Annotated in this window: 16 protein-coding genes; 9 read left to right on the plus strand and 7 right to left on the minus strand. The window is 53.0% G+C overall.

Features of this window, described 5'->3' with window-relative positions:
* Positions 1-11: 11 nt before the first annotated feature.
* Complete coding sequence (locus GNT65_RS11185) at positions 12-533, minus strand: DUF3016 domain-containing protein (RefSeq protein WP_160796227.1); 522 nt, start codon at positions 531-533, stop codon at positions 12-14.
* Between the two features lie 248 nt (positions 534-781).
* Between GNT65_RS11185 and GNT65_RS11190 the strand changes: the two genes are divergently transcribed.
* Positions 782-1,093: a hypothetical protein gene (locus tag GNT65_RS11190; protein WP_160796229.1), complete on the plus strand. Its 312-nt coding sequence runs from the start codon at positions 782-784 to the stop codon at positions 1,091-1,093.
* 195 nt (positions 1,094-1,288) lie between these two features.
* Positions 1,289-1,588 carry a hypothetical protein gene (locus tag GNT65_RS11195; RefSeq protein ID WP_160796231.1) on the plus strand — a complete coding sequence of 100 codons (300 nt, stop codon included), beginning with the start codon at positions 1,289-1,291 and terminating at the stop codon, positions 1,586-1,588.
* Between the two features lie 21 nt (positions 1,589-1,609).
* Here GNT65_RS11195 and GNT65_RS11200 read toward each other — a convergent pair whose 3' ends face one another.
* A complete protein-coding gene (locus GNT65_RS11200; RefSeq protein ID WP_160796233.1) occupies positions 1,610-2,119 on the minus strand; it encodes a DUF4240 domain-containing protein in 510 nt (169 codons plus the stop codon).
* A 271-nt stretch (positions 2,120-2,390) separates the two neighbouring features.
* On the opposite strand from GNT65_RS11200, the gene GNT65_RS11205 reads away from it, so the two are divergent.
* From GNT65_RS11205 to GNT65_RS20535, 4 genes are all read left to right on the plus strand, one after another.
* A complete protein-coding gene (locus GNT65_RS11205) occupies positions 2,391-2,801 on the plus strand; it encodes a hypothetical protein (RefSeq protein WP_160796235.1) in 411 nt (136 codons plus the stop codon).
* Positions 2,802-3,055: 254 nt separating this feature from the next.
* Positions 3,056-3,328, plus strand: a complete 273-nt coding sequence (locus GNT65_RS11210) for an HU family DNA-binding protein (protein ID WP_160796237.1) — start codon at positions 3,056-3,058, stop codon at positions 3,326-3,328.
* A gap of 238 nt (positions 3,329-3,566) precedes the next feature.
* Entirely contained in the window at positions 3,567-4,259 is a 693-nt protein-coding gene (locus GNT65_RS11215) for a TorF family putative porin (protein ID WP_160796239.1), read from the plus strand.
* 328 nt (positions 4,260-4,587) lie between these two features.
* Positions 4,588-4,761, plus strand: coding sequence for a hypothetical protein (locus tag GNT65_RS20535; protein ID WP_011864234.1), 174 nt, complete (start codon positions 4,588-4,590; stop codon positions 4,759-4,761).
* Positions 4,762-4,801: 40 nt separating this feature from the next.
* On the opposite strand, the gene GNT65_RS11220 is transcribed toward GNT65_RS20535, so the two are convergent.
* From GNT65_RS11220 to GNT65_RS11240, 5 genes are all read right to left on the minus strand, one after another.
* On the minus strand, positions 4,802-6,259 hold the full coding sequence (locus tag GNT65_RS11220) for a methyl-accepting chemotaxis protein (protein ID WP_160796241.1): 1,458 nt from the start codon (positions 6,257-6,259) through the stop codon (positions 4,802-4,804).
* 188 nt (positions 6,260-6,447) lie between these two features.
* Positions 6,448-7,011 carry a chalcone isomerase family protein gene (locus GNT65_RS11225; protein WP_160796243.1) on the minus strand — a complete coding sequence of 188 codons (564 nt, stop codon included), beginning with the start codon at positions 7,009-7,011 and terminating at the stop codon, positions 6,448-6,450.
* A 126-nt stretch (positions 7,012-7,137) separates the two neighbouring features.
* The gene (locus tag GNT65_RS11230; protein WP_160796244.1) at positions 7,138-7,998 is read right to left on the minus strand and encodes a hypothetical protein; all 861 of its coding nucleotides are present in this window, start codon (positions 7,996-7,998) and stop codon (positions 7,138-7,140) included.
* Positions 7,999-8,071: 73 nt separating this feature from the next.
* Positions 8,072-9,253, minus strand: a complete 1,182-nt coding sequence (locus tag GNT65_RS11235) for a DUF5692 family protein (protein ID WP_181006248.1) — start codon at positions 9,251-9,253, stop codon at positions 8,072-8,074.
* 62 nt (positions 9,254-9,315) lie between these two features.
* Positions 9,316-10,221, minus strand: coding sequence for a hypothetical protein (locus tag GNT65_RS11240; protein ID WP_160796246.1), 906 nt, complete (start codon positions 10,219-10,221; stop codon positions 9,316-9,318).
* A 946-nt stretch (positions 10,222-11,167) separates the two neighbouring features.
* Here GNT65_RS11240 and GNT65_RS11245 point away from each other — a divergent pair.
* From GNT65_RS11245 to GNT65_RS11255, 3 genes are read left to right on the plus strand one after another with little or no spacing between them, the layout of a single operon-like run.
* Positions 11,168-12,121, plus strand: coding sequence for an HlyD family secretion protein (locus tag GNT65_RS11245; RefSeq protein ID WP_160796248.1), 954 nt, complete (start codon positions 11,168-11,170; stop codon positions 12,119-12,121).
* Positions 12,121-13,098 (plus strand): ABC transporter ATP-binding protein, encoded by a 978-nt coding sequence (locus GNT65_RS11250; RefSeq protein WP_160796250.1) that lies wholly within the window; start codon positions 12,121-12,123, stop codon positions 13,096-13,098. The genes GNT65_RS11245 and GNT65_RS11250 overlap by 1 nt, the downstream gene beginning before the upstream one ends.
* On the plus strand, positions 13,085-14,185 hold the full coding sequence (locus tag GNT65_RS11255; protein ID WP_160796252.1) for an ABC transporter permease: 1,101 nt from the start codon (positions 13,085-13,087) through the stop codon (positions 14,183-14,185). Before GNT65_RS11250 ends, GNT65_RS11255 begins: the two co-directional genes overlap by 14 nt.
* Positions 14,186-14,204 lie beyond the last annotated feature (19 nt).

Here is a 14,204-nt window from a genome sequence, read left to right on the forward strand (position 1 = left end):
GCTCTACAGCCTTAGAGTTTAGGCTGCACCGTCTTCTTCAACCAATCGTTGAGCATCTTGGACTCATGCCTGAGAGGCTTGTCGTTCATCACGCCTGTGGTGTGCATGAAGCTCATGTCTCTGAGCTTCTCATCGCCGGCAATCACCACCTGCTCACCGTCGAGTACCTGGTAACTAAAGGTCATTCGCGGCGGATAGATATCTTTGACCACGCGAATATCGTTGGGTGTCGCACCGAAGGTTGGGCGCACGTCTCCCGCCAGGTCCACATCGGTGACCACCAGCTCCAGCTTCTGGTTAGGCTTGAGCATCTTCTCGGCGGACTTGTTGAGATTCTTGGTCAGGGTCTCGAACACTCGCAGCTCATAGCGAGACTGAATGTCACCCACCGCCTTCACATCACGGTAGCTGTCCACATCCTGCCAGGTGATCTTAACCATACCTGTCTCGGTAACAGGGTTCTCTTTGGCTTCTTCGGCGGCAAGGTTGAGTGACACCAATGCCCCCACCAAGAGTAGAGATTGAAACTTCATATTTTGCCTCCTTAATCGCCCAAGCATGGGACACCAGTTGAGAGTCTTGTAACAACACTGAGTGTACAAAAGCTAACCTGAATATAGGCTTAATGCAAAAGCAAGGCGAGCCTTTTCCTTATCTTTCTATCTATTGGACAAGCGTGACTAACCCTTTTCTCCCAAGCCCACAGTTTTTAGTCGCCTTTGTATCAATTTGCTTCGAGCCTGGGATAAACTCTCAGAATAAACAGGCCCTAAGGTAAATCATGCAAAATCGATCTTCTCTGCTATTCGTCATCATCCTCTTTTCACTGCTGGCCGGCGCCCTCTATTGGATCGCCTTAGAGGAAGAAACCCAACAGGCTCCGGAAACCTGGTCAGCCTTCGTCTACGCCCATGGCTACAACTCGGGTCGCTACAAGAAAACCGATGACTTTGAGGATTACGAAAGTTGTAAGGCCTTCGCCACCGAGCAGGCCAAGGAACTTGGCGACGTCTTGTGGGAGTGTGGCCTCAGGTGTCGCTTCGACAATAGCCGCCAGGGGTTTCAGTGCGAGACCATGCAAAACCATCAATAGCCATAGTCAGAGCCATAGTCATAGTCATAGTCATAGTCACTGTCTGTTTTTTGTTCAGCTAAGGTTCAAGCAATAACCATTAACATAGGTATCAATGAAACGGCAGCATCACTCAGGCGGCAGCAAGCACAGCCCCAGAGACAGGCCCAGATACCGACAACAGATTGAACTTAAGCACTGACAGGAGCCATGACTATGAACAAGCTAACCCGCACAAGATTCTCTGGCAGATTCGCCCTATTGGCCACGCTAATCCTAGGTTTCGCCTTTATCTCAGGCGCCAATGCTAATGAAATTAGCGACAGCGAACGTGCCGCGGTAGAACAACACTTCCAGATTCTGGACCAGCAGCAAGAAGCGAGCGACAATCAGACACTCGACACCTTCCAGGCTGACCTAGACAGCCAGCTGGAGCAGGCCGAAGAGGAGTTTATGGAAGGCGCCTGCGCCGAACATGAACTGCAGTTCGATAGCGATAGCCAGGTCTGCTACTAAACCAGCCTTACCGAGAGGTCGCTAGAAAGGAAACAACTGAAACAGCTGAGGGTAAGTCGCCTTCAGCTGTTTTTTCTTGTGCGAGAACTTCTTACCCTGAGGCGTCGCCTGTCCAGACGGCACAAAGGGTAGCTCCTCGCCGGTGCGATCTTCATAGATCTGTCCCGCGATCAGATCGTAATCCTCCACGAAGGGATAGGCATAACCATCCTTCTCAGGCCAGGCGGGCAGCTCAGCCAAGGCATCGGGGTCGAGTAGCACTCGCTCGAACCACTCCTGTCCCAAGGAGATCAGAAAGGCACGAAACTCGGCAAAGCCATATTCGCTATCACAGCCCGTCACTATGTAGGCGGCGCCCCACAGTGACCAGAGGTAAGATCGGCGCATCTGCTGCGAGAAGAACTTATCGAAAGCCGCCAAGTCTTGGTTGTCAAGTTCATTCAGTTTCGCCTTCAGCTCCGCCGCCAGGCTCTCCTGATCTTGTTCAGGCTTGCTGCGGGTAACTAACTGCCAAAATTCATTCTCGTTCATGTTCTTCTCGCGCCGGAAGCGGCTTAACTTTTAGAGTAACCTAAGTAGTTGACTCTGATGGATTGAATTACTGTTCGACTCCAACCGGGCAGCGGGCGTTACACTCGCCAAAACACCTGACCAGGCGGAGGCCACATCTTACCCTAAGTCGGGCCTGCTGGCAGTATGGCCATAGCAATTTAGACAAAGCACTGGACATAGAGGTAAAGCATTGGACTAAGTTGCGCCATTTTTCTACACTGCGGGGCAAATCATTCACCCAAGAGCCAAGATGAACCGACCAAGTCCGAGCATACTGCTACTGATCGCTTTCTATATCCTTATTGCCATTCTCGCCGGCTGGCGCGCCCTGGACAGCCAGACCCTAGATCTCTTTACCCTGGGTGTACTCCCCGTGCTCATCGGCCTCATCGCCCGCACTAGCTGGGCGAGCCTAGTGCTTAAGATCTATATCGGCATACAGACCCTAGGATTCACGGCGCTGGGTGCCACGGCGGTTATCGCCTACCAGATCACCCCGGAAGACGTTAAGGTGGTGGTACGCGGTCAGGAGCTGCCTATCTGGGCCATCGCCCTAGTAGTCATCGTATTACTGAGTTTTCAGTGGTATATGGCATTCTCTAAGGGGCTGAAACAATACCTGCCACAGGCAGCGCAAGCCAGCGACAAGAACAAGGCCTAACTCTTCCCACGGGGAGGTTTATAGCCTGTCACCTCCCCAGGCCTTATCTGACAGGCCTTTGTACCAATCCAGTCAAAACCGGGGCGTTTTCTGCTACCTCAAGGGTAAATTTTTACTGAATTTGACTGAAAGCACCCTTTCGACGCATAAAACCGCTTTCAATATAGGGATGCTTGTGGCATGTTAAGTTCAGCAATTGCAAGTATCTAATGTAATTGGTATTACTAAATCTACGGAAAGAAGAGACTATCCAAATGAATAAAACTGAACTTGTTGCAAAAATAGCGGAGAACGCTGAACTCACTAAAGCTGAAGCTGCTCGCGCCTTAAAGTCTTTCGAAGAGACGGTAGCGGAAGCGATGAAGAACGGCGAGAAAATCTCTATTGTAGGTTTTGGTTCTTTCGAGACCACTAGCCGTGCAGCACGTACAGGCCGCAACCCACAAACGGGCAAAGAAATTCAGATCCCAGCGGCTGTAGTACCTAAGTTTAAAGCCGGTAAGACGCTAAAAGACAGCGTAAACTAAATCGGTATTTAATCCGTCGAAAAACCTCCTCCATGGAGGTTTTTTTATGCCCTCTCTTAGTGCATCCTCTGCCTCATTTTTAGTCAAACCCTTGCTTCTTTCTAACGCAAGCAAAATAACCAACTGAAATATAACAGATAAATATTTGGCACGCTCTTCGCTATAGCTTGTACGCGGCCTGACAATACTCATAACAACAGCCAGGGCCGCTCCCATAGACCAATAAGAAGGAATGAGTATGAAACAAGCATTGCGAACCCTAAGCCTACTCGCGGGCACCTTGATGGTTGCATTACCCGCCAGCGCTAGTGTCACGGGCAACATAGGCGCGACCTCCAACTACTTGTGGCGCGGTGCCACGCAGACGGGAGACGCGCCCGCGGTTCAAGGCGGCATAGACTTCGAACACGACAGCGGCCTCTACCTCGGAACCTGGGCGTCCAATGTGGATTTCGGCGACGACACCAGCTATGAGATCGACTTCTACGGCGGCTACGCTGGCAGCATAGGGGAAGAGTTTGGTTATGACATCAGCTACCTCTACTACGCCTACCCAGATAGCGATTCGAGCATAGACTTCGGTGAAGTGACTCTGGCCCTAAGCTGGAAATGGTTCAGCATCGCCTATTCACAGGTGGTCAATGCCGATAGCGACGTGGCAGCGGATCCCTTCGATGAGAAAGATCTTAGCTATATCGACGCCGGTGTCAGCTTCCCACTGTCTGAGACCCTGTCTATCTCGGCTCACTATGGCTACTCCAGCGGCGACGTCGTCAATGCCTGGTTCGATACCGACCACTATGCCGACTACTCACTCTCTCTGGATAAGGAAACCGACTTCGGTACCATCTCCTTCCTGGTCAGCGATACCGACCTCGAGGGTGACGATCCGAAAGTGGTCGTTGGCTACAGCTATAGTTTCGATTTGTGATCTAAATTTAAATGAGTTGCCGCTAAATTAGCCGGCAACTCACTATTGTCCTGAAATTATTTCATTTAAAAACCGCAACTTAAAATCCATCCGTCCACCGAACCACACAGAGTTTGTCCACAAAACCGACAAATACAATTGTGTTAACTCGATCAAACAAAAATCGAAAATCCCCTGCTATTTTTCTCATTAGCGCTCGCTAATGTGCTCAGGCCTTAGGACGCTATACTAGCTAACGCTTTGACCCAGTTAACTTTATGTTAAAGCGGCTCAGTGCTAAGTAGCACCAAATGAGTGCTCAAGCACTTTATTTGACGAGGATTTCACTATGGCTCAGTTACTCGATGTTATTCCGAACGATGCTGAAATCGAAGCGATCACAGCACCCAAAAACCCTAAGGCCGCCTGTGAGCTGCAACACAGGCGGGAAGTCAAACGTCGCCTGGAAGAGTTACTCGAAGAGGCAGCCCTCAAACGCGCCATGGGTGGTGATTTCTACTGAAACCCAGAGATAAGGGTAGGTAACGCCTACCCTGATTAGGTCAGCTCGCTTGGCAACGTACCACCTTAGTTAGGCTATTTGCCAACGCCTGCAACTGCTCGACTCGCTTGGTCAGCTGCTCCCCAGCGAGCGCCACCGACTCAGACACCTGATTGGTATCCACCACGCTGGATGCCACTTCACAGCTGGCGCTATTGAGTTGCGTCAGCGCCTCTCCTTGCTGGGCCATTAACACCGCCATTTGATTAACGTCGTGAACAACACTGGCCACCTGTTCGATAATCTGCGTCAGCTCCTCCGTGCTCTGCGCTATCACCTTCTGTCCTTGTAACACCTCGTCACGACTGCTTCCCAGCAGCTGACGTATCTCGACCGCAGACTGATCGCTCTTGGCCGAAAGCTCTCTGACTTGCTCGGCAACCACGGCAAAGCCTCGTCCATATTCGCCGGCCCTGGCCGCCTCAATTGCCGCATTGAGTGCGAGTAGATTAGTCTGTTCCGCCACAGACGTAATGAGGTCGGCGACCGAGACGATTTCCTGGTTGCTTCTTAGTATCGCCGCGATGGCACTGGTCGACGCCTCTAAGGATTGGGCGCTATCGGTCGCCCGGCGATCGATAGATTGGCAGCGCTCCCTCAGCTCTGTCATAAACTGCTCTGATTGCCGCATGTCTTGGGCCATCTGCGACACCTGTTGACTCATCTGCTCTGCCGCACTGGCCTGAGAGTCACAATTCACATTAAGCTGAGTCACCTGCCGGTGAAGATCCGAGGCTTGGACGTCTAGCGCAGAGGCAACACAGGACAGCGCCGAGGCATCCTCACTCGCCTGAGTCAACACCTGTCCAAGGCGCTGCTCGCCTGCCTGCGCCTTAGCGGCGCTCGATTGCACACTCTGCTGTGCTTCGGCCTGGGCCTGGTTGGCCCTATGCCGGGCGGCGCAACTATAGCCTTGCGCCACCACGATCACGACCAGAGGAAGTATCATGCCACTCCAGGCCTCGACCGCCTCCCCCGTCTCAGACAGCGCTATGGTCACCACTATCTGCTGCTGCAAGCCTAACTGCACCATGACAGCCGATAGGCCGATGACGATAAGACTCCACACAGTCGCCATGGTTAAATTGGCGGTCAGATAGAAGGCGATAATCAACACGGCAACCCAGAGGCTTTGACTCGAGGCAAGGATCCCTCCGCCCTGATAGATGACGTTGAGGGCGTGCAACACCATGCCAAAGAAGCCCAGATTTAACGCCAGATTTATCTGGCGTAGAAAACGAACCGTCGCCGCCGCCATTACCTCGACAGAGATAAAGATCATCGAGGTGATCATCAGCAAGCTATGGGGCTGCTGTGCCCATTTGATCAGGCTATATAGCCCGGTAAACAGGCATAACAGGGTGAAGAAAAGCAGGGTTTCGACCAAACGAACCTGATCATTATTCCAATGATGATGCTTGGGGAAAAACAACTGATGCCAGATAGCGAGTGGGGTCATAGGCTTAGATCTCCTGCCTGCAAACGACTCGAGGTGAGAAATAAGTCAGCCTGTTGCCAATTCACATGATGCCCTATTGCAACCACCGGGTGAACAGGAGTGGCTCATCGCCGCGGCTCAGCCTCATCACGAGCCGAGCCACGTCTGATGGAGCATCACATGATAGCCGCAACAGGCCGACTCAAGACTTACCCCTTTAACATCTCTTTCTTAAGACCCTTATCGGTTGGGTTATCACCCAACCAGATCGCCAGCACGGCCTTACGAAAATCCTCACCACTGGTCACAGACAACTGCTGACCATTTTTATAGCTGACAATGCCGGTACCGGGCACACTCACCAGGGTAAATTGATCCCCCTCTTTAATCGGCTCGGCAAAGGTCGCGATAAAGGAGGTGATGCTCTCGGCAATGGCACTGGTGTCGCCGTCGGTCGCCCGCTCGAATCCATCATGCATCGCCTCCGTCATCTTCTCAGAGGTGATCATGCCAGAGGTAATATTGAGCCGAATCGCGGCAATCTGTTCGCCATCAAGCACCATGGCTGCCTGCTCTGTCTGGGAGACCGTATACAAGGACCCCACATACAGATCCATGAAGAACTTGCTGCGAACACCCGCACCATTGAGCTGTAGCACCTGCTCTTGAGAGGTCATGGTCTCGGCGACATCGATACCTGCAACCTCGACAGCCGACACAGATGTGGTACTCAGTAACAGTGCTCCGGCCAATAACAAGCTATGTTTATTCATTTGTCACTCCGTCGATATCCAAGTCATGGCGGTTGCCTAAGCCATTGCAGACCAGCCGCACACGACACAATTAAAAAGGCACTAGCGCCGAACTGGGGAGCAAAACGCTAGTGCAAAGGGCACCAGCTAGAATGCGTGGTTATACTCGATCCAGTAGCTGTCATCTGTGCTATCACTATTGTCTGTCTTATAGTTCACACGAATGTTCTGACGCTTGTTCATCTGATAAGCCACCGAGATCTCTCCATTGAAACTGGCCATCTGTAATCCACCATCCATGATGTCATCACTCCAGCCTTTACCTTGAATTTCATCGGTATAAGAGGCGCTCACCAAGGTCCACCAGTGCTCGTTAAAGGCATAACGGGCGTAAACCATACCGGTCAAAATCAGTGAAGGGACGTCGATACCACTGCTGGACACGGCTGTGCTAGCAGCCATGTCAGGCGGCAAGATCTGCGACATGTTGTCTTCAACCACCACGGCGCCGGCATAGAGAATCGGCCAGATGTAGAAACTGTCGGTCACAGGAATCGTCATCACAGGGCCTGCCTGAATCACGGCCATATTGCCGTAGAAGGGATGATCCGCCAGGATGGCATCGACCGACCAGCCTGTACCATTTGTGGTATTGATAGTTCCGTAACGCATCCGGTACGATCGCTTGCTGGTTTCATCGTTAAAGGTGGGGATCATGCCGTATTCGGGATGGGCCACCATGCCGGTAAATTGCTGTGTCTTATCCCCCTCATTGAAGATGTTTTTCGCCTCGAAGATCACCCCTGTCTTCTGTCCCGAGGTCGCCGTCTTTTCCGACAACATCAATTGCGCCTTAAAGTTGGCACCTTCGCTGCCATAAGACGCTCCCAGTGAGGTATACACATCCGTTGGGTTAGACATATCGATGTCGGCATCATCTGCCGCCATCGCATTGAAACCACAAGCCATTGACGCCACCACAGCAACACTTAAAAGATGCTTTTTCATAATTGACTCCATCGTCATCATTTGATCTATTTGTTTTAAAAATCGGTTTAAATCACTTGTCGTATTGCGGCGGTTAACTTGCCGCAGCCAATGCCTGACGGCGCTTCCACTTACCGGTGAAGAAGACATAGGCATATGCACTGTTGATCACAAAGCTTGCTGCACCGGCGGCGAGCATAAGCTCATCGTTACGTGGCATAGGCACCACATTGCTTTCATACATAAATGGGCAACTGAAGTAGTACATAAAGGATCCAGCCAGCGTGAAGGCACGGGCTTGCAACCAGGTTCCTTTCTTGATGAACAGGGCCGGTAGCGTCGCGGCGATCAGCACCATCATCTGAGCCGTTGCAGACCCCGGGAAGTTGAGGTAGACGAAGACGATATTCCAAACGTCGTAGGCAATAATCCAGAAGGTGGTCATTGCCGGCCAGATCATATCTTGCTGCTTAGACTTGTCGGCGAAGATCTGCGCCCAGCCCGCCAACGTGATGATGGACAACACGCCGCCAATGGCGTTGAGGATGTTAGCCAGGTTACCCATGCTAAAGTCCTGCATGACGGCTTCGGAAATGTTGATAGCGAGGAAAGCGGCAGCACCAAACTTGGCCCACTTCATATCCCCTATCTTGGTAAAGCGGATCAGGGTAAATAACGCCGCGGCGCCCACCACAGAATAGAGCTTGACCCACTTGAACCAATAGGTCACACCATAGCTAGACCACAATGGAATCAATACGATGGGAAGAATGAACCACAGCAGATAATTGCTGTATTTAAAGCGGCGACACAGCTCGTTAAGCAGCATCAAACCAATCAGCACCAAAAACACATGACCGAAGGCGCGGTTTTGATACCACTTGTGAATGTTAAAGCCGTCTCCATCCAGACTAAAGCGCATGGTTTCCGCTTCGACGAAGCTGATCTGCGCGCCGTCAAAGTCGGTGATCAAATCTCCAGGCTGACTGGTGATTGTCAGCTCATGACCCGACAATGCCCAGTGTTGAATCTCGCTATGGTTAAAGCCACCCGACTGCTTAGTGACCTCAACCGTGTCGTCACTGCCAAATTCGAGACGATAGAACAGGCTGCCCTCGCCTGGCTTGCCATCCCGTGTTCCCTGCCAAACCTGCCCCTGAATATTATCCAGATGCGATGTCGCATCTAAGGAATCGTCTGCATGAGTTACTGTGCTACAAAGCAGCAATAACATGGCAAACATAGTGCTGATTATCTGTTTCACCCTGAGTTTCATAATTTCACTCTCTCAATCGTGATGCTTAGATGAGGGGCGCCACCTAGCGGCGCCCTAAGGTCTTAAGCCGTGGTTAGTCGTTGCTGTTTTTCCGGCGTGTCTTTGTAGTACTCATTAAGCATCGGCGGCTCGTTGTCCCCGGTCGGCGGCTCACCTGTTGGGCTAGTGCGTTGCTTATTGAAGTACCAGATGGCAAACGGAACGTGCATCGCCAGGTTGATCGCGCCCCACGCCCACAGCACTGTGTCGTTGGCCCAGCTGGACGAGTCCATTACTGGCGTGAAGATGTCGGCATTGGCACGTACCAAGATGTGGAAGGCTAAGGTGTACACTCGGGCGATGATGTAGAGCTCGGGACGCCCCTTGATGATGGGGTACAGCTCCGCCGCCATTAAGATACAGAAGGAGCTGGCGAAGTAGCCTGGGTTCTCGCCAAACACAAAGGCCAGGTTCCAGGTGGTGTAGAGGAAGTTCCATGCCGCAGTCGAATAGAACAAGAGATCATTGGGCTTGTCTCGACCTATCACCCAATACATGCGTTGACCATTCTTATAGCGAGGGAAAGGAATCGTGATACAAAGAATCACGCCACAGATCGCATTGAAGTAGTTTGCGGTGGCAAAGTCTTTAGCCGTCGCCTCGGCAATGTTGAGGAAGAGTACGGCATACAAGACCTTGAGTACCCAGTCTCCCCTGAAAAACGCCAATACCCTGTTAGGGTTGTCGTAATAGAGATAAGCAATTCGAGCGCCACCCACCACGATAGCAGTGGGGATGAGAACACTCACGGTTTTCGCCCAACGGAACCAGCCGTCGAGGTTATCGGCCCATAAGGGCGCGGTAAGCAATGACAACAGCCAAAATGCTGCGGTTAAACGAGGTGTACGGCGCATGCCTTCCACCAACACGAGCAAGAACACTATGTATCCGCTCATCGAAACAACATATTGCCAGACAGGTATGTCCATAACGCCTCCTGAGTTAATTTGATTCAGGTTGAGGTCTAAAACGACGCTATCCTGAACAATTTATAGAGCAATTACTCTAAATTAGAGTCTTTACTCTATTTTTTCTTTTCTCGACTTAATGAGAGCGACCTCACATTGCGGTGAAGATCAGGGGGACAGATGTGAACGTTTTGCAACAGGATGTGATCTCGATAACAAAGTGGATAAGATTTATTTAATGAATGATAAGCAAATGTAAAAAATGCCATTTGCCAATAGATGCTGAAAGCAAGAGTCAAGAGTCACAGCTATAGGACAGTACGAACAACTCATATAAAATCGTTTATAAACATAAAGATAAAACCGAACCCTCATTTGTCATTAGAAAAATTTGGCTGAGGTGCAGGGCTCTAAAGTGAGGTGGGAGTAGACACAAGCGATTTACGCTTTAGAGGCTGAAAGTATAGTTTCTAGCAAAAGATGCCCAAACGAATCCCCAAACTCAGGCTCTCAAGTCAAAACAATGTTAACAAGATTGGCGGTTTTCAACGCACTGCCTGACTAAAGTCGAGCATCGCAGCAGAAGAAAAGAAAGGGCCTAGACTAGGGTTTCTTTAGGTTATGACAATCGGTCTGCACTCACTTGAGTCAGCCATCACAGAGTCCGGCATTGTTCTAAATAACGAAAAATAGTGCAGATTATTCGGTCAAAACATGACTCGACCAGCCTGATTCGATGACACTAGAGCACCAGTTCAGGCGCTAATAAACCTAAGTACACCTGCGAGCTGCAACACAGGCGCCAAGTCAAATACCGCCAGTAGGAGGCACTCCAAGAGACGACCCCTCAAACGCAAGGGTCAAAGATTCCCCTTCTACCCAGGTTAAATTGGTGTAAGATTAAATTCAGCACATAACTTGTTGATAGTCATAATTCTTCCAAGCAGTTCGTCTGCAAGAGGTCATCATGACGCTGAGCAAATCCTTACGCCTTCTCGCCCCACTGCTCCTGCTGCTTAGCGGCTGTCAGGGCGCCGAACCTCCCCAGGCACTAGGTACGCTGGAGCGTGACCGGGTACTCCTGCGCGCCACCACCTCAGAGATCATCACGGCCTTACCTAAACGCGAAGGCAGCCAGGTCACCGAAGGCGACTTGCTGCTACAGTTCGACACCCGCAAACAGGCGGCACGAGTTGCCAACGCCCAGGCCCAGTGGCAGAAGGCCCAGGCCTATCTGCTCAGGCTCACCAATGGCGAACGCCCAGAGGATATCGCCAGCGCCCAGGCTAATCTGGAGCGTGCCACCGCCGCCATGGTTCAGGCGGAGAAGACCTATCGGCGCATCGACAAGCTCAAACGCCAGAATCTGGTGAGTCAGCAGGAGCTGGATCAGGCTGTCGCCAGCCGGGATCAGACCATAGCCGAACACAACGCCGCTAATGAGGCCCTGAGCAAGTTGATCGTCGGCGTGCGCCAGGAAGATATTCAGCAGGCCCAGGCGGCTCTGGATGCCGCCGCGGCCGAGCTGGATCTGGCGCGGCAACTGCTGGATGACCTCAGCATTACGGCGACCCGCAGCGGCCGCCTCGACAGCCTGCCCTTTAATCTGGGCGAGCGGGTGCCCGCCAACGCCGTAGTAGTGGCGATTCAGGCCGACAAGGCCGCCTATGCCAGGGTCTATATTCCCGCCCCCGCCATGGCCAAGCTCGCCATAGGGATGCAGCTCAAGGTGCATGTCGACGGTCAGAAGCAACCCTTTAACGGCACACTCCGCTGGCTCAGCAAGGAACCGGCCTTCACCCCCTACTACGCCCTGAATCAGCAGGACAGGTCTCGCCTCGTCTATCTGGCGGAGTTCGAGCTCGACGACACGGCCCAGAGTCTGCCCACGGGGATCCCCGCCCAGGTGGAGCTGCCCTGATGCCGTCAAATGCGGAGCTAGCCATAGATGCCCGCGGCGTCGATAAGCAGTTTGGCAAACTACGAGCGGTGGCCGAGCTGGATCTACAGGTGCAGAAGGGCCACATCTACGGCTTTCTCGGCCCCAATGGCTGCGGCAAGTCCACCACCATACGCATGCTCACCGGCCTATTGACCCCAACACGGGGCGAGATCAATGTGCTGGGCATGGCCATCCCCCAACAGGCCGAGGCGCTGAGGCGGCACATCGGCTATATGACCCAGAAGTTTTCCCTCTACGAAGACCTAAGCGTCAGAGAGAACCTGCAGTTTATCGCCGACATCTATGGCTTGGGCGTCAGGGAGAGTAAACGCAAGATAGATGAGCTGACGGCCACCTATCATCTCGACGCCCAGCGCCAGCAGCTCGCGGGCACCCTCAGCGGCGGACAGAAACAGCGCCTGGGGCTGGCCTGCGCCTGTATCAACGAGCCCGAGCTGCTGTTTCTCGACGAACCCACCTCGGCGGTAGATCCCCAGAACCGCCGTGACTTCTGGGAGCAGCTGTTCGATCTCTCCGATCGCGGCACCAGCATATTAGTCACCACCCACTACATGGATGAAGCCCAGCGCTGCCACCAACTGGCGATCATGGAAAGCGGCCATATTCGTGCCAAGGGCAATCCTCAGGCACTACTCGAGGCGATGCCGCTGCATGTCATCGAGATAGCCGGCCACAGACTGCGCCAACTAAAATCTCACCTGGGCCAGTTCAGCGAGATCCCCTCCGCCGCCCAGCTAGGCGATCGCCTGCGGGTTCTGGTCGACAAAAAGATAGACGCCCCCATCCCCTGGCTACTGGAAAAGAGTCGCGCCGTGGCAGGCCAACTGACGCCACCGCAACTGACTCAGGTCGCCCCCAACCTGGAAGATCTCTTCGTTTCCGTCACCGGCAAGGGGCTCGAGGCGTCTCGGGAGGCAGAAGATGTTACTGGCTAGCCTGAGGCGAATAAAGTCGATCACCACCAAGGAGATCCGTCAGCTCAAGCGGGATCGCATCACCTTCGGCATGGTGGTGATGATCCCCCTGATCCAGCTGCTGCTATTTGGCTATGCCATCAATACCGACGTGCGCAACGTGCCCGTGGTGGTGGTAGATCAGAGCCACTCAGCCGCCGGGCGCTGGATAGTCGAGGCCGTCAAGGTGACACAGGTAGTCAGCATAGAGAAGCACTACGCCAGCGCCGAGGAGGCCGAGGCAGCCATTACCCGAGGCGAGGTACGCGCGGCGCTGATCTTACCGCCCAACCTCACCGAGAAGCTGGCCCACGGCGAAACCCTGGGCCAATGGGTAGTCGACGGCTCAGATACCATGATCGCCTCGGCCATCAGCCAGCTGAGAAACATGCCGCTGGATCAGCTCACCAGGCAAGACACCCAGAAAAAGCCCACCTTCGAGGTCGCCCTCTTCTACAATCCTGAACAGCGCTCGGCGGTCAACATAGTGCCAGGGCTGATTGCGGTGATCCTCACCATGACAATGATCCTCTTTACCTCGGCGGCCATAGTGCGAGAGCGGGAACGTGGCAACCTGGAACTGCTGATCACCACGCCCATCAAGCCGTTGGAGCTGATGCTGGGTAAGATAGTCCCCTACATCCTGGTGGGGCTGGTGCAGATGACCATTATCCTCGGGCTGGGCCATCTTATCTTCGATGTCCCCATCAATGGCGCCATCACCCAGCTGTTGATGGGCACCCTACTCTTTATCGCAGCCAGCCTCACCCTGGGGTTGATCATCTCCACTATCGCCAAGACCCAGCTGCAGGCGATGCAGATGACCATCTTCGTCATACTGCCCACTATCTTGTTATCGGGCTTTATGTTTCCCTTCGAGGCCATGCCTAAGCCTGCCCAATGGATTGCCGAGCTGCTGCCTGCCACCCACTTCATGCGTATCATTCGTGCCATAGTGCTGCGCGGTGGTACCCTGAGCGACATGCAATTCGATGCCCTCTGGTTAATCGGTTTCACTCTGGTCGGCATCCTGGTGGCCTCGCTGCGCTTCAACAAGCGCCTCGACTAGCATTGTTAGTAGCACACAG

This window comes from Shewanella insulae, assembly GCF_009831655.1.
Taxonomy (GTDB): Bacteria; Pseudomonadota; Gammaproteobacteria; order Enterobacterales; family Shewanellaceae; genus Shewanella; species Shewanella insulae.